This window comes from Methanobrevibacter sp. AbM4 (assembly GCF_000404165.1).
In the GTDB taxonomy this organism is placed as follows: domain Archaea; phylum Methanobacteriota; class Methanobacteria; order Methanobacteriales; family Methanobacteriaceae; genus Methanarmilla; species Methanarmilla boviskoreani.
The window spans coordinates 80,610-103,568 of the sequence record NC_021355.1 but is presented as its reverse complement, the minus strand read 5'-3'; the positions used below and the strand labels follow the sequence as shown (position 1 = coordinate 103,568).

Genomic DNA, 22,959 nt, shown 5'->3' with positions numbered 1-22,959 from the left:
CCCCTAGTTTTATTTAATATTAATATCTTCAATGTTTATATCTTTAATAGCTAATTTGAGTGTATCTACTCAAGTGTTTAATGAATTAATTATAACTTTAAATATAAATTATTCAAACTGAATTAGGTTTTTAGCCTCATCATATACAACATCGATTCCACTCATATTCGGAACATAGTTTGCTGCTTTAGCTGAGTTTACACCGATGACCTTATATCCTAAATCCTCAATTGGTGCTACAACCATACATGTATCACATACAATATGTCCACCAGCTTCCTCAATGGCTTGTAGGTATCCCATTCTTTCTGCTGCAGCTTTAATGTTTACAGATGTGCAAATCCATAATTCGTTCTTGATTTTCTTACCTTCCACAATTGCTGCAAGATCCTTAATCTCCTCAAGTGATGCGTGTGGACAGCCTAAACATACAAGGTCAGGTACCTCATTTGATGTTGAAAGCTTTGCCTTTGTATCCCCAATATCCTCTTTTGTAATGGTTATGGTCTCTTCCGCATTTCCAATATCCATATTTTTATATTCAGGTGTGATGTTTTCTACTTGGTATAGCGCAACCGCACCTGATGATGCAAGTGCTGCACCTAATGCCTTGAGGTTTTCATTCTTAACCTTCTGATCTTGCAACTTAAAGTATGGTACCCCATCACCTACAACCTGGCCCACTGCATAACCAAGTGCACCGAAGTCAACACCACTAAGCTCGGATTCCACATTCACTACAAGATTTGCCTTCCTGTTTTCATCTAAGTGGAAACCATATAAGGGAGTCTTTCCGACAATGGCTGCTGCAAGAGCACCTGGACCACCTTCACGGTTAGTGCGGGCACCTATAACAGAGTTTACATATGCAACAGCAGATGACTCACTCCAGGATACATGTTCGGCAAACCTTGGAACATTACCAATGAGATAGGGTGTGCATGTACATAATGTTGTGATTCCAAGTTTCCCATATGCATCTACAATATCGTTCTGTTTTCCTGCAAAGAATTCTGAAAAACCTAGCTCCTTCCAATGATCCAGATCAACACCTGCAGGATTCAATGTTGCCGGAATACTTGCCTTTGCTGACTTGTCAGTTGCCAAATCCTCAAGGTACTCTAAACCTGCCTGGCCTATGGTTTTATAGGATACTCCTGAAACCTGTGCAGAACTGATGTCCACAAATCTCTCTGCCTCATAAATATCTCCTAACGCTATTAAAATATCCATACTTTTTCTAATGGTTTCACCATATTCCCCATTAGACATCTTCTCTTCTTCTGGAGTTAAATACATATTATCACTGAAAATATTAATTATCTAAGTTAGTTTTAAATATGTAAATTATGATTTTTATATTTTTTATTTTAACAATGCGAGAATAAAAATTTTTTATAAAAATAATTACAATAAATTAAATCACAAAATATATTAAAATAAATTCCAAAAAATATGAATATCACATATAGGGGGATTTATTTGACAATTCACTAATTGAAGAACTACCAAAGATTGTTAAAAGAGGAAAAAAAGAAGCAAATCGAATATTAGAAAATTTATCAAACGAAAATCGTTTAACTTTACAAACAAATAAATTAGTTTTGCCTTCAAAAGATGAAAAGGATATTTTAAAAATAATATTAAGAATAAAGATATTGATAAATCATGGCACAATAGATTAATTTATGGAGATAATTTATATGTAATGCAAGCACTTTTAGCAGGATATGAAAACACACCCTCTATGAGAGGTAAAATTGATCTAATATACATTGATTCTCCTTTTGATTCAAAAGCAGATTATAATACTAAAATTTCTCTTCCAAAATCAAATATAAAACAAAATCCAACAGTAATTGAACAATTTGCATACAAAGATACATGGAAAAATGGGACCGCAAGCTATCTTGAAATGATAGTTCCACGTATAATATTAATGAAAGAATTACTATCAGAAAATGGATCAATCTTCGTTCATTTAGATTATCATGTAAATAGCTATGTTAAGCTTATTTTAGATGAAATTTTTGGAAAAAATAATTTTAAAAATGAAATAATATGGCATTATCAAACTTATCAAGGACAAGTTAAAAACTATTTTCCAAGAAAACATGACACGATATATTTTTATTCAAAAAATCCAAATTCCACATTTCATTTATTAAAAGATAAAAATGTAGAACAAACAATCGATTTTACTAGATGGAATAAATATTTGAATGAAAATAATGAAATAATGGGAGATTATTATCCTGAAAGTGATAGTCGTTTTAAGGGCTATTATAAAAGATTTGTAAAAGAAAATCATCGTCGTCCAGGTAAAGGAGATGTTATTTTAAAAATTGAAGGAAATACCATTGATTCAGTCTGGGATATTAAAGCCGTTGATCCAAAGGATAAAAAACAAAAAGTTGGTTATGCTACTCAAAAACCTGAGTTATTATTAGAAAGAGTGATTAGTTCCTCTACCAATGAAAATTCAATTGTTGCTGATTTTTTCTGTGTTCAGGTACTACAGGTGCAGTTGCTGAAAAATTAGGTCGCAGATGGATTATGTCAGATTTAGGTAACAAAATTTTTAACTGAAGAAGTTAATAAAGCATGGGATAATGGTAGTTTTTATGATAGGGTAACACCTGTAACACAAGATTTATTAAGATTCTGGTTCTCAGAGTCATTTTGCCATACAAGAAAGTTAAATTTTCATGAAGGCCAAAAACAGGCAATTTTAAATATAATTTATTTACACGAAATTTTGAAAGTTAAAAATGTAAAGGATTTATATTTAAGCACTAATCCAGAAATACTTCAAGATATGGATATTGAAGATTTGAATAAAGATAAATATCAACATCCTATGTATTGTGTTAAAATGGCTACAGGTACTGGTAAAACATGGGTTTTAAATGCATTACTTATTTGGCAATACTTAAACGCTAGTGAAGGCTATGAAGGTTTTTCCAAAAACTTTTTAATAGTCGCACCGGGATTAATCGTCTATGATAGATTATTAGATGCATTTTTAGGTAAAGAAAAAGAAGATGGGACTAGAGATTTTAGTAAATCAGATTTTATTACTGCAAAAGAATTATTCATACCCGAAGCATATAAAGATAAAATTCTAGGTTTCATACAAACATCAGTTACTAAGAAAGAAGAAATTTCCACTAAAGTTACAGGTGACGGCCTAATTGCAATCACAAATTATCATTTATTAAAAGTTGATGAAGAAGATAATAATGTAATTTCCCCATTAGACGAACCAGAAAAAGTTTTAAAAAATATTTTACCAATATCTCCTGGAAAAAGTAAAGGAAATGACTTAGAAGCTTTAGATAATAATTTTTTAAAAGGAAATGCAGTAACTTTTTTAAGTGAATTAGATGATTTAGTAGTTTTCAATGATGAAGCTCACCATATACATGAAATTAAAAAAGGAGGTGAAATTTTTGAGGTTGAATGGCAAAAAAGCCTAAACAGAATATCAAAAAATAAAAAATCTAATTTTATTCAAATTGATTTCTCTGCAACCCCTTACAATTCCACAAGCGGTAAAAAGAAAGTAAGGCACTATTTTCCCCATATCATTGTAAATTTTGAATTGAAAACAGCAATAAAAAAGGGTTTAGTAAAAATGGTTGCTATTGACAAAAGAGTTGGAATATCAAATTCAGATTTAAATTATAAAGCAGAAAGAGAAGGTAAAAAAGCAATAGCATTATTTGAAGACCAGAAAATCATGTTAAAAGCAGGTTTATCTAAATTAAGTATTCTAGATGAGGAATTTAGTAAATTAGATGAAAATAAGCATCCAAAAATGCTTGTTATGTGTGAGGATACAAGTGTTTCACCATTAGTAAATGATTTCCTTGTTAAAGATATGGGATTAAGCAATGAAGAAATAATGACAATAGATTCCAACAGAAAAGGAGAAATTAAAGAAAAAGATTGGAATGCTATAAAACAAAGATTATTCAATATTGACAAATATAAAGATCCAAAAGTGATTATCTCCGTTTTAATGCTTAGAGAAGGATTTGATGTAAACAATATATGTGTTATAGTGCCTTTAAGATCAAGTGATTCTCAAATTTTGCTTGAACAAACCATAGGCCCTGGACTTAGATTAATGTGGAGAGAACCAGAGTTTGAAGATATTAAAGCAGAGTCTAGAAAAAAAGTTCTTAATAAAAAACAGGAACCTTCTAATTATCTAGACTTACTAAGTATTATAGAGCATCCTAGATTTTCTGAGTTTTATAATCAATTTATTGAAGACGGTACAATTGCAGAAGTAAATGATGAAACCACATCAAGAAAAGTTTTAGGTGATATGATAACAGTAGGATTAAAAGAGGATTATGAAAATTACGATTTATATTGGCCTAAAATTATTCAAGATAGAGAAGAAACACTTAAAAAAGACGATATTTCAATTGATTCATTAAAACCATTTAATATCCCATTAGAAGAATTAAATAAAATTAAAGGAGAATCTGGTCAATTTTTTGAATCACAAGAATTAACCGTTAAAACAAGATTTGGTCGATACAAAATATCTGAGGAGATTTTTAATGCTCAAAGTTATAATGATCTTTTAGTCAAAATAGTTAACAAAGTTACCTCACCATTACAAACAGTAAGTGGAAGTTATAAAGAATTCCCAATGATGCAAATAAACAATGCAGAAATTATGGATTTAATTGACAGATATATTAAAACCAAATTATTTAACTGCGAATTTGATCCATTTAAAGAAGATAATTGGAAAATTTTATTGATGTCACAGGAGAGTGTAATTGGTCACATAATTAAGGAAATAAGTAAAGTTCTCTATCAAATGCAAAACAATGTTGATGTAAATGATGCAATTGTTAGAAAATATTATTTTTCAAATATTAATTCACTAATAATGAGAGAAAATTATTCCATTAATGTTTCCAAATCTATTTATAAGAAACTTCCTTTCCCATCAAATAAAGGAGGCTTTGAAAAGACATTTATAGAAGCAGTTGACACAGATAGTGAAGTTGATTCTTTTATTAAAATTAATGAATTTTACCATACTTTTGCTACAATTACTTATATTAGAGAAGATGGATTACTTGCAAGATATTATCCTGATTTTATTGTTAAAATTAGTAACGATGTTTACATAGTAGAAACTAAAGCAGACAAAGATATTAGTTCTTATAATGTTCAATCAAAACGAATCGCAACAATTGATGAAATAAACAAAATCAATCAACTTAAAGGCACAGAAAGAATGGATTCAAAATGGAATTATGTTCTTTTAGGAGAAACAACATTTAAATCATTATATAATAAAGGTTTTTCTATTAAAGAAATATTAGATTATTCCATAATTACAGAAGCAAAAGCTAAAGGAACATTAGATGATTATTTAATAAATCAGAATTAGACATTGAAATAATATTCAAAAATAAAAAAAAGTAGAGTAGTTAAATAGAATCAAACTATTTAACTATTATTTTCAAGTTGATAAGCTATGGCCTGATCAACCAGATGTAAGAATTCGTCTTTAGCCCCATATGGAATCATGGCACCGGCCGCTATATCATGGCCTCCACCCTGACCACCAAAGTTGGAGGAACATTCGTTAAGCGCCTTACCAAGATTGACACCACGTTCAATCATTGGTCTTAGGGTTCTACCTGAGACCTTAATATCATTATGTAGTCTAGATAAACCCAATACAGGCTTGTTTTCATCAAGAAGTCCTACGGTTAAACCTACACTTGCAATGGTTCCCATGACTTTCTTAATGATTTGGTCTTCACTATAGAGATATTGAATGGTGTTAAGCTGTACAGCTCCCTCTTTTTTAACCCATTCCATACCCTTAATAAGTTGAGACCTGTAATTGTTTCTAAGTTTTAAAGCAGTGTCAAGTGCCTCTCCACGTTCACCTAAGGCTAAACTTAAACCTAAGCCATATTTTTTGTTTTTTCCACATGCATCAAGAATATCCGAGAAGTCCTCTAAATCCTGTAGGTAGGATATCTCCTTAGGAGCTGTGTATACCCCAGATAGGATTTTAGGATTGATCTGGATTAAGGCATCCTTCAAGAGGTCCTGTTCCTCACCACCTAAATCAGTGAATTTGATTCCATAGGACAATCCTAACTGTTCTAGGAACTGTTGAGAACCTTCAAGATCCCCTGTTAAACCTGGAAGTGCAGGTTTAAAAGTGTATGCCAATGATTTATAAACTGCCTCTGTTGATTTTGATGCAATCTTAAGTCCCTCATGTATCTCCACAGTACCGGATTCGATGGCATCCTGTAGAATCAATTTGTTCATACCCATAAATCCGTCTTCACCTTGCATGTCACCGAATGCACCTACAAGTGCAAGGTATGCAAGATGCTTCTTATCCAAATCACGTATGCAGAGATAGGTGGAACCTGCCCCACTTAGCTCCCTGCTTCCGTCCACACCGAATAGATGGGGATTCACATGAACAATATTGTCTCCAGTCTCAACATCTGCAGGTTGATGATGGTCTGCAATAATAATGTCTGCCTTAAAAGAGTTTAGTGGTTTTAGACATGCGCTTCCCATATCACAGAATACGAAAAGCTCATAGTTTTCCTTTTTCAAGTCATTGATAACATCCATTTGAAGTCTGGAAACTATGGTGACATGAAACTGACCACCCTCTTCCTTGATGGCATTAGTTATTACACCAGCAGCAGATAAACCGTCAGCATCATTATGTGAAATAACCCTTATAACATGGCCTTCATCAATATGCTTCTTAAGCATATTGCAAGCTTCAGCAGATCTATTTAACAAGGAGTGCTGCTTGTGTTGGGTCATATCTCCAGCCTTCAGGTAATTGACCATCTCTTACGTAATATTTACCTAATCTTCTGATTCTTGATTCAACAATGATTAATCCTCTTTTACTGTGTAAATCCTTAGGGTTTTCTGCCATGTGATCTCTAATGTTAACTGCTCTTCTGATTAAGTTCATTAAGTCTTCTGGATAGTCACCAAATTCATTGTTTCTTTTTAAGATTTGGGTGATTTTAAATCCAGTGACTTCCTTAACACTAGGAACTCCATATTGGTCCCTTAAGATAATACCTATTTCACTGGAAGAGTTACCTTCCTTGTGTAATTTTACGATTAAATCTTCGATTTCTTCATCAGAATACATTACCCATTCAGGTCTTGCCATAATAATACCTCATATAATTTTTTTAAATTGTAATTTTTTTAATATAAATAAAATTAAGAAATAATTAGACATTAATCTTTCAATAATTTGCCCAACGATTAAAAATCTAATAAATAGATTAATTCATAACTACAATAGCAAATAGACATGTAAAATGATATACATTCTGAAATAGCTAAATATTCAAATAGTATTTTACTGGTTAAAAAAATATTGAACTAACTAAAAGTGTCTACTAAGATAATAGTAGACCTAGTATTCACCAATAAGTTTTAAAATATTAATTCATAACAGAATTTACTCATAAATTTGCTGGAATATCATACTCAACAAGTACCTATCCATCAAATTCACTGGAATACCATTGAATAAATTTAGTTAAAGAATTTCTTCTATGAGAAAACTTGTTCTTCTCCTCGGTTGTAAGTTCACCGAATGTCTTGCCTTCGGATTCCACATAAAAAATTGGATCAAAGGCAAAACCTAAGTTTCCTCTTTCTTCTGTTGAGATTAAACCATCGACTTTGCCTAAAAAGATCTTGGGCTCAGAATTGGGGGTACAAAACCCAATAACTGACCTGAATTCGGCAGTTCTATCGTCGACGTCCTCCATTAATTTTAGGATTCCCTTATTTCTTAATGTGTCCTGAACATAATGTGAATATGTTCCCGGAAATCCGTTAAGTCCATTAATGAAAAGACCAGCATCTTCAACAATCACAGATTTACCTAATTCTCGACTGGCATATTTTGCACCGAAAAGAGCCACTTCCTCAAGTGTTCCCTGAGGTTCCATGTACCCTAAATCAATATGCTCAAGTTCGATATTATAATTTTTAAATATATTCTCTGCTTCTATAACTTTATGTTTATTCCCAGTAATAAATGTTATCATAAAACCACTTCGTTTTCATATAAATTCTGAAATTGAAAAAAATAAAAAATTGAATTTTTAAATAATAATAGCTAAAACTTAATAGTTGGACATTGATTTAAAAAATTAAAGAAATCAATACCTAGATAAAATGTTAATGTGTATAACGACCTCTATGTTCGATTTCCTCGATTTTGTCCCTAATATCGTCTGAGTTATCTGAGTATTCAAGGTATGACTCTAGAATCCAGTTAAAGGTTTCAAGCGCCACATCATAGTCAACACTTTTTATTGACTTTTTAAGTACAAGTAAATCATCGGCTTTATCCTCTATAAGGTTTGAATAGTATGACAATCCGAAGTCAATGAAAACCAATTGATTGTTATTGTCAATCAACATGTTAGAGGTTGTTAAATCCCCATGGATAATATCAAACTCATGGATATCTGCAATATATTCACCTATCTTATATGACAGTTCCTTCCTTTTCCCATCTGTAACATCATCGATTATGTCCTTAACAATCCTGCCTTCAACCTTTGACATTGTAATGGATTTGTCCTCAAGGTCTATGTCATATAGAACAGGGGTTATAATACCTGAGGCTTTCGCATGTGACAATATCTTTGCCTCTGACTTTGTTCTGAGTTTTCTGATTTTATTGTCAATCTCGGGAATCCTATATGCTTTCGGAAGTCTTTTCTTAACCACCACATCTATAGGATCAAATCCCTCAAAACCGTCGAACCACTGTGACTTTACAATGTCAGACTCTGCACCCTTTGCAAGTAAGTTATCAGGTAAGCTGATTCTATTGTTAATGTCCTTTACCCATGGAACATCCACTTCATCGGTCCTGTACCTTTGGATGACATTGGTATCCTCCATTCTCATGGTTCCATAGTATTTGCTTGTCAGAAGTCCGAGCCATGCAATCATCGCACCATTATCACCACAGTATTTCATGTCAGGCATATAGAACTGTGCATAGTGCTGTTTTGCCATTGTATCCAACATCTCGCGTAAGTGTGAATTTGCAGCCACACCTCCACACAACAACACCTCGTCCCTTTCTGTATGTGATAGTGCCCGTTCTGTAACCTCAACAAGCATTGAAAAGGCAGTCTCCTGCAGGGAGTAACATACATCCTCAATGGCTGCACCGTTTTTATATGCCCGAAGTGATGCGCTTAAAAGACCTGAAAATGAGAAGTCCATTCCTTTAACCGTATATGGAAGTGGAATATATGAGCCTTTCTTTGCAAGTTTCTCAATTACAGGTCCCCCAGGATGTCCCAATCCCGTCTCACGTCCGAAATGATCGAGACAATTCCCGACTGCAATATCCAATGTCTCTCCAAATATCCTGTATCGTCCTGACTCATATGCAATCACCTGGCTGTTACCACCACTGACATACAAGGTTACAGGGTTTGTCGCATCCGTTGTAAGTTTTCCAATTTCAATATGTCCTATACAATGGTTAACTCCAATGATCGGTTTGTTGATTGACAGTGCCAATGTTCTTGCAGAGGTTGCAACTATCCTAAGTGCAGGTCCAAGACCAGGACCTCTGGAAAATGACACAAGATCTATATCATCAAAGCCCAAACCTGCCTCATCTAAAGCCTGGGGAATCAATTTTGGAATCCAGTATGCATGATGATCTGCTGCCTCACGTGGATGGATTCCTCCTTCCTCTGGATATAACTGATTGCCACAAATAGCCAATATTTCCCCATCACTGTTGACTATTCCTACACCTGTTTTCTCTGCGGTTCCTTCAATTCCTAAAGATATCAACTAAGAGTCTCCTTATAAAGATAATGATTATAAAATAAAAATGACTGTAAATTAAAAAATACTTAAATTAAATCAAATAAACTTAATAAAAACTTAATTAAAGGTTAATTTATAAAAGTATTATCTAACCAAATAAAATTCAAATTACTTTTAGAATACTAATTTATAAAATTGTTATCTAAACAATGAAAATTTAATTAGATTTAGAATACTAATTTATAAAAGTATTGTTTAACCAGCTAAAAGTCAAATTACTTTTGAAATATTAATCTATAAAAGTATTATTTGCTTTATAATATTGATTATTATACTTATATATAATTTTCATAGTATAAGAAATTTTTAAAAAAAAGATATAGATAAGTGATATAATGGTAGATGGTCTTAAAACCTATGGAAATGAAGAAATAAACAAGAAATTTGAAGGAAAAACACCCGTTTTTATATGCACAATAGCTACAACCGACACATCAAAGATACATGGAATCAGTGGTGCTGGAGCTAGTGAGGAACTTAACATGTATACTCCTGCAGCAGATGTTGAGATAATGAAATATGGGGCACCTCACTGTATGGAAGAGATTCCGGAAACAGTGTCTGAGGGAGAGGCAGCACCTACACCATCAATGCTTACAAAGGCATGTCTTGATTTAACCGGATGTGACCTTGAGGTAGTGGATGCAGGCTGTGAAATAAGACCAGACCTAGATTGTTATACCTTAAGCAATTCCCATGGAGGGGACATAAGTACTGGAAAGGCTGTTGAGAATCCTAAGGAAATATATGAAAAAGCCTTAGAGATTGGTAAAAAACTAAGTGAAAGATACGATTATCTTGTAATTGGTGAAAGTATTGCGGCAGGAACAACTACAGCCCTCGGAATCCTAAAAGCATTAGGCTATGATGCAGAATATAAGGTAAGTGGAAGTATGCCTTACAATCCACATGAGCTAAAACTTAAAACCGTAAATGAGGGTCTTGAAAAGGCAGGAATCAGACCTGGTGATGTAGATGTGTTTGATGCAATAGCTGCAGTAGGAGATCCTATGATGCCTGCAGTTGCAGGTATGACAATTGGAAGCAGCAAACCTGTTGTACTTGCAAGTGGTACCCAGATGTCCGGAGTCTGTGCCGTTATAAAAGCCATCAAACCTGATTTTGACTTTACAAATGTCTGTATTGCAACAACCAAATTTGTTGCAAGGGACGAGACAGCAGATATCTTTGACATCACAAAACAGATTAGTGAGGACATTACTATAAATGCAGTAGACCCTAAATTCGAAACTGCAAATCATGGTGGTTTGAATAATTACCTTGAGGGATTTGTAAAGGAAGGTGCAGGTGCAGGTGGAGCAATGTTTATGGCCCTTATGGAAGGTAAAACAATTGATGAGGTACTTGACAGTATTGTTAAAACCTGCAGCAAATAAATTATTATTTTAAATTTTATACAAAAAATAATATATATAATTTTTTAAAACATTAACTTAATAGGAGTTTTTGGCAATGTTTAAAGGATATCATTTTAATTTAAATAATAAAAATATAAGTCATTTATTATTAAATTTTAAAAAAGAAGAAATTGATTTTGATATAATTAAAAATAAAAAATATGATTTAAATATACCGGAACTATTTAATGAAACATTTAACTTAATTATAAATAATAAAGAAGATTTTATTACAAATAATGAAAATTACAACAAAGAAATTAAAGAAGTTAATAAAATTATTATAAACTTTTATAATAATTATAATTACAAAGATTATTTAAACAAAATTAAATGGAACGAAAATTTTACGTTTAAATTTGAATTTAACGATTCCGATTATAAGTATTTTAAATCTCCAATAAATTTAATATTTAATTTTGAGAATAATAAATAATAATTAGTTGATAATATTATTTGATATTCTATTCTGTTTATAAACCTCATCTAATAAAATTGATTTAAGTTCATTTCTAATTCTTTCATTTCCATTTATTTTGTTAAATAAATCTAAGTTACTGTTAATTAAAGAGTTGATTTCATCATCAAAATAATTATCAAATACAGCTTCAACATTTTCTTTAGAGTTATGTAAAACCTTGTTAGTTAGATCCTCATTTTGCAACATATTCTCTTTTACTGTGTTGAGAAATACTTTATCGTTTTCAGTGAAATCTGTTTTAAAAGTTTCATTAAGAGTTTCAATAATCTGAGATAATTTATTAAATTCTTCAGGCCTATATTTACTACCATTAGGTGAAATTGAGGATAAACCACTCTCACTATCGCCTAAACTAATAGATTTAATTTCACTATCTGTATCAATTTTATAAGAATCCATATCAACATCTTCTAAAACGATATAAGGAAGAGGTTTATTAACAGTAGGAAGTTTTTTAGTTAAAAATTTATTATAAATATAAAGTTTTTCCATTTCCAAATCACTAAATGGTAATAACTGAGATAAAAATGAATAAATACTTTGATATCTTTTAACAGTCTTTTTAAAATTTACTTTTTCTTCTTCATTTAATTTTTTAAAGTTATCAACTGTTTTATTAATTAAAACATGTAATACTTGTTGATTAGTATTAGATTTATATTTTTTTACAAATGTGTTTACGTCCTCTTCATAAAATAAATCAAATTCGTAAATATTATCCATTAATTCATATAATTTATGATAGTTTGTAGCTTCTTTTAAATAAGTTTCACCATAATATGGTTCAAATGCTTTTTTAATGGTGTCTGTGTCATTGACAAAATCTAATATTAGAGTATCTGTTTTATTTGGGTAAATCCTATTAACCCTACTTAATGTTTGTACTGCAGCAACACCGTTTAGCATTTTATCTACATACATAGTGTGCAATAATGGTTCATCAAATCCGGTTTGAAATTTATTAGCTACAATTAAAATCCTATAAGGATCTTTTTTAAATGCTTTTTCAATAGAGGTATTACCAATATCATTAATATTATTTTCAGTATACTCAACAGTGTCATGTTCAATACTACCTGTAAAAGCAGCTAAAGTTTTAATAGGTAATTTTCTATTTTTAATTTGCCTATCTATTTCTAATTTGTATAAAACAGCTTCTTTTCTAGAACTAGTGACTATCATCGCCCTAGCTTGACCTTTAATTTTATAATAAGTTGAATTCATGAAATGATCTAAAATTATTTCAGATTTAGTTTTAATAGTATGTGGATGCTCTTCAACAAATTTACGTAAAACTTTTTTAGTCTTTTCTTCATTAAAGTCAGGGTCATCCTCAACAGTTTTAACTAATTTAAAATAAGTATTGTAAGTTAAATAATTTTTTAAAACATCAAGAATGAATCCCTCTTCAATAGCTTGTTTCATGGTGTATAAATGATGTGGCCTATATTCACCTAACTCATTTTTATAACCAAACATTTCAAGGGTCTTACTTTTAGGGGTAGCAGTAAAAGCAAAGAAAGAAATATTACTAGTATCTCTAGCTCTTTCAAGTTCCGTTATAATCATCTCATCTATATCATCTTCAGCTTCATCAAGGGCGAATTCATCAACTTCCTTATTGGATAAGCCCTTTCTTAAATTTCTTGCATATGAACCTGTCTGGGAAGAATGAGCCTCGTCTATAATTACTGCATATTTTCTATTTTCAACATCTTTAATTTCATCTAAAATATATGAAAATTTATGAAGAGTAGTAACCACAATATTAGATCCTGATTTAATAGCTTCGGCTAATTGTTTTGAGTTTTTATCAATTTTATCAACTATTCCACGCTTTTTTTCAATAGATTTTATTTGTTTTTGTAATTGACCATCTATTACTTTTCTATCTGAAACAACAATAACCATATCATAAACACGGTTATTATTAAAGTCAAATTTATTTAAAAGACCATGAGCCAACCATGCAATAGTTTTAGTTTTTCCACTACCAGCACTGTGTTGAATAAGATAATTGTAACCGGGCTCTGGTTTTTTTAATAAAAGATTTACACAATCTAACTGATGAAATCTAGGAAAAATAATATTTCCATCCTCATTAAATATAAAATTATTAATTAATCTAGAAAGTTGGTTAGGTTGAAGTATTTCAGTATATAAATAAGAAGTTTTATAATTACCTTCAACATCAGGATTATTGATTCCTTTATTAAAAGGCAAAAATTTTGTTTTTGCACCTTGTAATTTCGTGGTCATATATATCTTCTCATCACTCATTGCAAAATGAACAAGACATCTCTTAAAGATAGATTCATTTGGATCTCTATCTTCTTTATATTGTTTTATAGCATTTTCAACACCCTGTGAAAAAGTATTTTTTAATTCTATGGTACTCACAGGAATTCCATTAATAAAAATCACTAAATCAAGACGATTTCCGTTGTTTCTATCTTCATATTGCAGCTCATCTATAATAGAAAATATATTTTTTTTGTAATTTTCTTCTAGTTCAGGGTTTAAATTGCTATTTGGCATAGGATAAAATAATTTGAATTGTGAAATGTCTTTAAAACCATTTCTAAGAACATGAATAGTTCCTTTTTTTTGAATATAATTAACTAATGACTCAATAAATTTTAAATCAGATTTATCTTTATGAATTCTATAAAATTTATCCCACGCTTTTTTTTGTGTAGTTTTTATAAAATTAAGAACTAATTCAATATCCAAGCAAGTATAAGTATGATAATCTTTAGTAACTCTTTTAATATAACCTGTACTTGTTAAATAGTTAATTATATCCTTTTGGAATGATTTTTCACTTATATCAGCATTCATGAATTTTCACCATTTACATCAATTTTCCGGTAACCCTATTATAAATCAAAGATTCCGTATATTCCTCTAACAATTTTATTTCTTTATTAATACTTTTTATTATATCATTTAAATTAGATATGTGTTTATTTAAATATATAACAATTTCTTCTTGCTCTTTTAATGGAGGTATAGGAAAATAAAAGTTTTCAAAAGTTTCTTGATATAAATGTGCAATAGTTGAACCTGTTTTCATATAATCAAAGAAAGATTTAAAAACGTCAGATATTAAAACCCAATATAAGAATTTATTTAAATACTCACCTGTTATTGGTCTTATTAGGAATATACCGCTGTTTAAAGTTGATTTATCAGGAATATTGTCAATATATGCTACTTTACCAATAGTACCATCTTTAGTAATTAATAAATCATCTTTTTTTATTTTAATATTAGGATCTTGTTCATATCTCTCATAATCAACATGGTAACAAGAGTCCCATAATATTTTACCATTGTAAAAATCAGTACCAGTAATTAAATATGCTCCCTTATTAGAATATTCATCAGAAGTTAACCCCTGCCAACCTATTCTGCCTTTAACATAAGAAGTATGTTTTATTTTATTTATATTCCAATGTTCAGGAGTTTTCTTTAACCATGGAAAATCATTACATTTCATTTCTACATCGTAGTTTAATCCATTAGTAATTACATAATTAATTAATGATTTCTTTTTTTCTTCAATCAAATCAATAAGTTCTTTATTTTTTTTAATAATTTCATTTATCTTTGAAATTTTATTATCTAAATATGTTATTATCTCTTTTTGTTCATCAATAGATGGAGGTAAAAATTTAAAATTTTTTACATCATCAACATTTATAGCTTCTTGAGTAGTCCCTTTACAATATTTATTCTTTTCATTTTGAAATTGAGGGCTTTTCAACCAGTAAAAAAGAAATTTTGGAATAACTCTATTAATATCTATTATTCTTAATCCTAAAAATCCTGTTGAATAAATATTTTTAGAGGATTCTTCGTCAATTAAAAAAATTTTTTCAGTATTTTTCATTTTTGCAAATATCAAATCATTTTCTTTGAATTCCATATTAGCTCTTTTTGGGCGAGAATAATAATCAACCATTTCAAAATTTATAATCTCCTGAGTTTCTAAAGAACCTGTTGCAATGTATTTTTTAAGGCCTTCAAATTCATTGACACCTGATTTGACAAAATAAACATATTCTTTAATTTTATTTTTACCCATAATATCAACAGCTTATAAATGGTTTAAATCCAATAACCTACTAATTTCACTAGTTACATCTTTTATATCCTTATTTATTTCATCAAGAGATCTAGGTTTTTCATAAACATAGAAATATTTTGTAAAATTAATTTCATAACCTATTTTATTTTTTTTATTATCAATCCAAGCATCCGGATAATAATTAAAAACCTCTTCTTTAAGATATTCATCAACATCCTCTTTTAAAGGTATTTTTTCATAATCCCTTAAATTTGAATCAGCTTTTTTATTGCCTTTTTTATCTATTACATAATCTGCAGTATCATCATGTTCTGATAATTTTTCAATCACATTTTTTATAAAAGAGGGCTTAAAATTAAATGGCTCAAGTACTTTTTTAACTTCTATTTCAAATTCATCCCAATTTTTATATAGTTTACTTGGAATTTTAAATAATGCTTGTTTTACTTTTTCTTGTTTTTCTTTACCTTTTTGTTCTTCCTTTTGTTTAATTTTAATATCTTTTGAATTACTTTCAGATAATTTTTTAAATTGAGAATATGAATAAAGATTATTTATTCTTCTCTTGTTTACACAATAATTAAGTTGTTTTGGCCTTTCTATTGTTACTTTTGTGTACCCAAAATCATTATTATCCAATATTTTAACTTTATCTCCTTCTTCATATAATTTATAATATTTAAGTATATTATGTATGTTATTTTCAGATATTTGGTGTCTTTTATTACCTAAATTCTTTTTCATTGGTTCATATTCTTCTGTTGCATCAATTAATTGTATTTTTCTTTTTCTTTTACTTTCCTTTTGGTTGGTTAATATCCAAATATATGTTTTAATTCCAGTATTAAAGAACAATTGATTAGGTAATCCTATGATTGCTTCTAAATAATCATTTTCTATTATCCATTTCCTTATTTCACTTTCTCCAGAACCCGCATCTCCAATGAATAATGGTGAACTATTTGTAATCACGGCAATTCTTGATTTTTCATTATCTTTCATCTTTGAAATCATGTGTTCAATAAAAAGTAATTGTCCATCACTTTTACGAGGGATTCCTGCACCAAATCTTCCTTCAAAACCACATTTTGATTCTTTTTTAACAACATCTTCATCTAATTCCCAATTTCTACCATAAGGTGGATTAGATATCATATAATCAAATTTCATTGAAGATAACTGATCATCTGAAAGTGTACTTGATGGACCTTTTATGTTGTTAGCATTTTCACCTTTCATAAGCATATCCGCTTTACAAATAGCATATATTTCGGGATTAATCTCTTGTCCGTAAAGTACTACATCAACATCTTCATTTAAATTATTAATAAATTCTTTACAGCTAGTAAGCATCCCACCAGTACCGCATGCAGGGTCATAAATTAATTTAATTGATTCTTTTTCATTAATATCATCTTCAATAAACATTAATTCTGTCATTAATTTAACCACATCTCTCGGAGTAAAATGCTCACCTGCTTCTTCGTTAGATTGTTCTGAAAATTTTCTAATTAATTCTTCAAAAATAGTACCCATTTCATGATTTGATACTGTTTTTGGACTTAAATCAATGTTTGTTTCGCTAAATTTTTTAACAATCAAATACAATAAATTAGCTTTAGATAAGTTATTAATTTCTGTTTTAATATCAAAATTTTCGAAGATATCCTTAACATTATCACTAAAACAATCCAAATAAAAAATAATGTTATCTTCTATGTTATCTGGATCTTTTAGTAAAGAATCAAAATTATAAATAGAAAAATTATAAAAACCTAATTTATTGTCTTCTTCATCAACAGCTACATTTTTAAGAATTGGATCAATATTAGATGTTATATTTTTATATTTTTCATACATATCAACAACATCTTTTTTTGAATATTCTAATACAGAATCAAAACGTTTTAACACAGTGAAAGGTAAAATTACTCTTTGATACTCATTTCTTTTATAAGACCCCCTTAATAAATCAGCTAAATTCCAAATAAAACTGGATTTTTCTTGAAAAGTACTCATAAACACACCAAATTTCTTCAATAAATTAATCAAACTTCTACATATGGATTTAAATAATGATTTAAAATAAATTTTAATTTCTAAATAATCTTCAGAAAAAAATTTCCTTTAAAATTTAAATTTAATTTATTATATTTTATAAAAATTACAGCATTATTTTATGTAGAAATAAATAATTTAACATTGATTTATAAACACATGTCGACCCACAAAAAAGATATATGAAAGTTAGTTGTGAAAATTAAAAAATTTAATGAATTAACATGTTTGATGAAACTTTCAATAACATAAATATATATCAAAATATTTTCCAAAAAATAAAAAAAATCTTTTATGCAATTACATATTATATAGAGATGCATTAGAAAAATTTCCATTGTAATTTGTTAATTTTTTAGTTTAAAAAAAAATATTTTAATAAAATAAACATTTATTGAATAATAATAAAAATTATGAATGTATAGTCAACATATCTATTCAAAAAATCAACTTTCTTGTTGGTTATTCCTTAAGTTATTAATAATATTTTATTGTTGTTCATATATTAAATATTTATCAAAATTTGACCATATAAAATTATTTACTTAAATTAATATTTTGTTATATTCTTAATAAACTAAATTTTATGCTGCCCTTGGCCAGTACATAATAACAAATACACCGACAAGTGCAATACACATACCGATTATATCGAACTCATCAGGTTTTACATGGTCTATCTTCCAGCCCCAAAGTACTGAAAGTGCAATGAATATTCCACCATATGCCGCATAAACCCTTCCAAAGTTTGCAGGTTGAAATGTCGGAACAATTCCATATAACACAAGCAGGATAGCACCTAAAACCGCAAAGGTAAATGGTCTGCCTTCCCTAAGCCAGGACCATATAAGATATCCTCCTCCAATCTCGAACAATCCTGCTACAATGAAAAAAATCAATGATTTTACAGTATCTATTAACATGTTTCACCAAACTTATTTTTTTAATCCATTAAATTCCATTTAAATAAACCAGATCATTTAACCAAATCAGATATACTTTAACAATCCAAGGATATACCTAGATTTTAAATGAATACTATAATTTATCTATAACATGACAATATATAATTTTGTTTTACCTAAAAATAATAGGATAGTAAAAAAGTTTACATGACAATAATTTTTCACACATAATAATCAAATCGATAAGTAGAATAAAGCATTTAGATATCCAGATAATGGAATTGATAAAAAATCCATAAAATAGGATTTAGTAAGAATACCTAAAAAATAGAATTATAAGAAACATATACTATAAAAAAATCCATTAGATCAAAACTACAATCAAATATTTTAATGTATTTTATATTAGACTAATTTTAGAAATAGCTAGTTTTAAAGTAATGATATTGATTTATAAATAATAGTGTTTTGAATTAACAATTGTATATGTAGATACATAATTATGAGAATTCTATCTAAAAATAGATCATATGAAAATAAGATAACCAGATTTCTTAAAATTTAGAATAATAATTACTATGAAATATCAAAAAACATCAAAAATAAACCAATTATCCTAAAAAATACTATATTAATCGATTAAAACACTAAAAATAGCTTTTATAATAAAAAAAAGTCCTAAAGCATGAAATAGGATTAAAAATTAAAAAATAGTTAATATAGAGTTAAACCCTATATTATGGTTACATTAGACAAAACTATCTAATGTTATATACTAAACCAATTGACCTGCTATCAAATATGGTTAAGAAAGGCTGTACAACTAAACTATTGAATAAAACAAATAGAGCTATAATAACCAAACCAATAACTGATACAGTATCAATACTTGCAAATATTCCTGATATTGAACCTACTCCTAAAAATATTAGAAAGATCAATAAGAGCACCGCAAATACAATAAGCTCTATTACTCCCTCAATGATTCTTAAACCTATATAGAATCCGAAGTATCTTAACCAGCCTATTGAAGACAAGGTATTAAAGATACCCTCAAAATCAAATGCAGATTTAAAAGAATCATTCTGTGCCATATTAGGAATTGCCACCATTGAAAACATGTCCAACACAATAAACAATATGACTGAGATAATGACGGCAAGAATCTTCACACCTATATTGTTGGTAAATTCTGAAGCCAGATAGAATATGACAACAGGAACAACAAGGTAGATTAACTTAACGACAATAACCTTTAACCCATCTATAAACATATCCTTCCAGTTACCAAACTTAGGTAAAGGCTCATCACCATTAATCATACCATTGGTAGCAACCTTGATAACCCTATAGGAATATCCCTCTATAAAGAAGATCGGAATAAATATAAAACTGAATAGGGTAAATATTCCTAACTTCAATATGGAATCAAAATCCTTAGAGGCATATTCCAAAGAATCCTTATAAATATCTAAAATCATTTTTATCCCCTTAAAAATGGAAAAAACTATTCGTCTATCTTAAAAACATCCTCAATATGTTCACATCCCAATACCTTAGAAATCTTATAAGCAACTAGAAGAGAGGGGTTATACCTATTGTTTTCTAACGCATTAATTGTCTGACGTGAAACACCAACCTGATCCGCTAAATCCTGTTGACTTAAATTTAATTCCTTTCTTAAAACCTTAATTTCTGTCTTCATGATAAAAACCAACAAAAATCTAGTTTTTTAAAATTAAAAATTTAGAAGAAGAATAAACTTCCAACTAAAATTATTGCACCTACAATCCAACAGTAGTATGCGAATATGTCTAAGCTCTTCTCTTGTATCAACTTAAGTAATACTTTTATAGCAAATAAACCTGAGATAACAGCTGCTAAAAATCCTAATGTATAAGGTATTGCATTAGCTGCAAATCCTGCACTAATACCGTTCATTTCAACAAGTGCTGCTCCTAAGATTGCTGGAATTGATAAAATAAAACTGAATTTAGCTGCAAATTCTTTGTTTAATCCTGCAAGATAACCGAATGCAATTGTTGTACCTGATCTTGAAAGACCTGGTAGGATAGCACATGCCTGACCTATTCCCATAAATACGGAATCTTTCAAACTTAAGTTTTTAAGATTTACATCACCGTTAGTATGTCTTTCTGAGTAGTATAATAGGCAACCAGTGATTAATAAGAAGAATGCTGGAAATGTTACACCACTGAATAATGAACTTACTAAATCGTTAAATAATATTCCTACAATACCGACAGGAACACTTGCTGCAATTGTATACCATGCTAATTTTTTATATGGGTCTTCCTGAATACCCTCTCTGAATTGACCCCTAAATAAATCAGCAATACTTTTAAAGAATGCAATAATCATGTTGATTATATCAGGTAAAAAGAATCCGACAACAGCGACCAATGTTCCTAAATGTAAAAGAACATCAAAAGATATATTATTGGAATTTAAACCAAAGAATGTCTGTGCAAATACAAGGTGTGCAGAACTACTGACCGGTAAAAACTCTGTTAATCCCTGAACGATTCCAATAATAATTGCAACTATAATATCCATAGATTAAAAATCCTCCTAGAAATTTCGATAAATAAAATAAAATTAAAAATGTAAAAAATATTTTACATTCTATAGTATATATTTATACTATTTATACTTTTTGAATATTAGAATTTAAATAAAAAAAAGAAAAAGATTGGATTAAATTATTGATAAATTTAATCTACAGGTGAAAACCATCCATATCTATCTTCAACTTCACCATTTACTATTTTAAAGAATTCCCTTTGAATCTTTTCAGTGACAGGTCCACGTTTACCCTCACCTACAATACGATGATCCATTGAACGGATTGGAGTAACCTCTGCAGCAGTTCCTGCAAAGAACATTTCATCTGCAATATATAATAAATCCCTTGGTAAAGGTAGGACATTTACCTCATAACCTAAATCTCCTGCAAGTTTAATTACAGAGTCCCTTGTAATACCTTTAAGTAATGAGCTTGATAATGTTGGGGTGTAAATCTTACCGTCTAAAACTAAGAATACATTTTCACCAGGACCTTCAGCAATGTTACCATTTACGTCTAAAAGTAATCCTTCATCGAATCCGTTATCTTTAGCTTCCATGTTTGCAAGTTGGGATAACATATAGTTAGCTCCAGCTTTAGCAATATTTGGGAAAGTACTTACAGCAGGTTTTCTCCAGGAAGAGACACCAATGTTTACACCATTAGCCATACCTTCTTCACCTAAATATGCTCCCCATTCCCATACTGCAATAGCTACATTTACAGGACAATTTACTGGTGAGACACCTAACTCTTTATATCCCCTATATACGATAGGACGAATATAACATGCAGTTAAATTATTGGCTTTAATTGTTTCCTTAATAGCCTCACAGATTTCCTCTTGGGTAAATGGAATATCCATCTTATAGATTTTTGCAGAATCAAACAATCTTTTTACGTGATCCTCCAATCTAAAGATTTGAGCTTTACCGTCAATTTCATATGCCCTTATTCCTTCAAATACATCTGTTCCATAATTTACAACATGAGATAATACATGGATTTTAGCATCTTTCCAGTCAACTAATTCTCCATCCATCCAAATTTTTCCAGATTCATCAAATGCCATTTTATCCTTCCTTGTTTTCTTAAAAATTGATAAATACTTAGATATCTTCCAGATCTAACTCTAAGTCTTAAAATTATTAATAAAAATACATTTATGTAAAACACATTTTTAAGCCAGAAGATATTCTGAAAATTATTAAAATATAAGGATTTTCTTATAAATTGAATAATTTAAATTGGTATATTATTACATTTATATAATTTAATAATCATTATATTTATAATATTATAATTAGAATATATAATGAAAACGAAACATTTATATACTAGTAAGTGCAAACTATTGTATGTTGTATTATACTTTTATGGTTCCGTGGTCTAGAGGTATGATATCTCGCTTACAACGAGAGGATCACGAGTTCGAATCTCGTCGGAACCACTACTTTTTATTTTAAATTTTTTTTTATGATTTCTATATTTTA

The 22,959-nt window shown here is 29.5% G+C and carries 16 protein-coding genes, 1 tRNA gene and 1 pseudogene; 5 read left to right on the top strand and 13 right to left on the bottom strand.

What is annotated here, in order from left to right:
* Positions 1–108: 108 nt before the first annotated feature.
* Positions 109–1,299 carry an aconitase X catalytic domain-containing protein gene (locus ABM4_RS00425; protein ID WP_016357712.1) on the bottom strand — a complete coding sequence of 397 codons (1,191 nt, stop codon included), beginning with the start codon at positions 1,297–1,299 and terminating at the stop codon, positions 109–111.
* Positions 1,300–1,708: 409 nt separating this feature from the next.
* Between ABM4_RS00425 and ABM4_RS08850 the strand changes: the two genes are divergently transcribed.
* Complete coding sequence (locus tag ABM4_RS08850) at positions 1,709–2,542, top strand: DNA methyltransferase (protein ID WP_016357711.1); 834 nt, start codon at positions 1,709–1,711, stop codon at positions 2,540–2,542.
* Positions 2,543–2,713: 171 nt separating this feature from the next.
* Positions 2,714–5,425, top strand: a pseudogene (locus ABM4_RS00415) (DEAD/DEAH box helicase); the annotation flags it as partial.
* A 59-nt stretch (positions 5,426–5,484) separates the two neighbouring features.
* Here the strand turns inward: ABM4_RS00415 and ABM4_RS00410 are convergent.
* From ABM4_RS00410 to ABM4_RS00395, 4 genes are all read right to left on the bottom strand, one after another.
* On the bottom strand, positions 5,485–6,822 hold the full coding sequence (locus tag ABM4_RS00410; RefSeq protein ID WP_083925396.1) for a DHH family phosphoesterase: 1,338 nt from the start codon (positions 6,820–6,822) through the stop codon (positions 5,485–5,487).
* Positions 6,812–7,210: a 30S ribosomal protein S15 gene (locus ABM4_RS00405; RefSeq protein WP_016357708.1), complete on the bottom strand. Its 399-nt coding sequence runs from the start codon at positions 7,208–7,210 to the stop codon at positions 6,812–6,814. The genes ABM4_RS00410 and ABM4_RS00405 overlap by 11 nt, the downstream gene beginning before the upstream one ends.
* 337 nt (positions 7,211–7,547) lie before the next feature.
* Positions 7,548–8,105 (bottom strand): XTP/dITP diphosphatase, encoded by a 558-nt coding sequence (locus tag ABM4_RS00400; protein ID WP_016357707.1) that lies wholly within the window; start codon positions 8,103–8,105, stop codon positions 7,548–7,550.
* A 133-nt stretch (positions 8,106–8,238) separates the two neighbouring features.
* Positions 8,239–9,888, bottom strand: a complete 1,650-nt coding sequence (locus tag ABM4_RS00395) for a bifunctional N(6)-L-threonylcarbamoyladenine synthase/serine/threonine protein kinase (protein ID WP_016357706.1) — start codon at positions 9,886–9,888, stop codon at positions 8,239–8,241.
* A 371-nt stretch (positions 9,889–10,259) separates the two neighbouring features.
* Between ABM4_RS00395 and cobT the strand changes: the two genes are divergently transcribed.
* Together cobT and ABM4_RS00385 are read left to right on the top strand one after the other, a co-directional pair.
* On the top strand, positions 10,260–11,321 hold the full coding sequence (gene cobT, locus ABM4_RS00390) for a nicotinate mononucleotide-dependent phosphoribosyltransferase CobT (protein ID WP_016357705.1): 1,062 nt from the start codon (positions 10,260–10,262) through the stop codon (positions 11,319–11,321).
* A 76-nt stretch (positions 11,322–11,397) separates the two neighbouring features.
* Complete coding sequence (locus ABM4_RS00385) at positions 11,398–11,778, top strand: hypothetical protein (protein ID WP_016357704.1); 381 nt, start codon at positions 11,398–11,400, stop codon at positions 11,776–11,778.
* Positions 11,779–11,781: 3 nt separating this feature from the next.
* Here ABM4_RS00385 and ABM4_RS00380 read toward each other — a convergent pair whose 3' ends face one another.
* The 8 genes from ABM4_RS00380 to ABM4_RS00345 all read right to left on the bottom strand — a co-directional run bounded on the left by ABM4_RS00380 (position 11,782) and on the right by ABM4_RS00345 (position 22,538).
* On the bottom strand, positions 11,782–14,664 hold the full coding sequence (locus ABM4_RS00380; RefSeq protein ID WP_016357703.1) for a type I restriction endonuclease subunit R: 2,883 nt from the start codon (positions 14,662–14,664) through the stop codon (positions 11,782–11,784).
* Between the two features lie 13 nt (positions 14,665–14,677).
* Positions 14,678–15,913 (bottom strand): restriction endonuclease subunit S, encoded by a 1,236-nt coding sequence (locus tag ABM4_RS00375; RefSeq protein ID WP_016357702.1) that lies wholly within the window; start codon positions 15,911–15,913, stop codon positions 14,678–14,680.
* A gap of 12 nt (positions 15,914–15,925) precedes the next feature.
* Positions 15,926–17,935: a class I SAM-dependent DNA methyltransferase gene (locus ABM4_RS00370; protein ID WP_016357701.1), complete on the bottom strand. Its 2,010-nt coding sequence runs from the start codon at positions 17,933–17,935 to the stop codon at positions 15,926–15,928.
* A gap of 623 nt (positions 17,936–18,558) precedes the next feature.
* Entirely contained in the window at positions 18,559–18,897 is a 339-nt protein-coding gene (locus tag ABM4_RS00365) for a YnfA family protein (protein WP_016357700.1), read from the bottom strand.
* Positions 18,898–19,637: 740 nt separating this feature from the next.
* On the bottom strand, positions 19,638–20,360 hold the full coding sequence (locus ABM4_RS00360; RefSeq protein ID WP_016357699.1) for a DUF4013 domain-containing protein: 723 nt from the start codon (positions 20,358–20,360) through the stop codon (positions 19,638–19,640).
* A 26-nt stretch (positions 20,361–20,386) separates the two neighbouring features.
* On the bottom strand, positions 20,387–20,584 hold the full coding sequence (locus tag ABM4_RS00355; RefSeq protein ID WP_016357698.1) for a helix-turn-helix transcriptional regulator: 198 nt from the start codon (positions 20,582–20,584) through the stop codon (positions 20,387–20,389).
* 41 nt (positions 20,585–20,625) lie between these two features.
* On the bottom strand, positions 20,626–21,456 hold the full coding sequence (locus tag ABM4_RS00350) for an undecaprenyl-diphosphate phosphatase (protein ID WP_016357697.1): 831 nt from the start codon (positions 21,454–21,456) through the stop codon (positions 20,626–20,628).
* Between the two features lie 158 nt (positions 21,457–21,614).
* Positions 21,615–22,538 (bottom strand): branched-chain amino acid transaminase, encoded by a 924-nt coding sequence (locus ABM4_RS00345; RefSeq protein WP_016357696.1) that lies wholly within the window; start codon positions 22,536–22,538, stop codon positions 21,615–21,617.
* 306 nt (positions 22,539–22,844) lie between these two features.
* Here ABM4_RS00345 and ABM4_RS00340 point away from each other — a divergent pair.
* Positions 22,845–22,916: transfer RNA gene (locus ABM4_RS00340), tRNA-Val, on the top strand.
* The last annotated feature ends 43 nt before the right edge of the window (positions 22,917–22,959 follow it).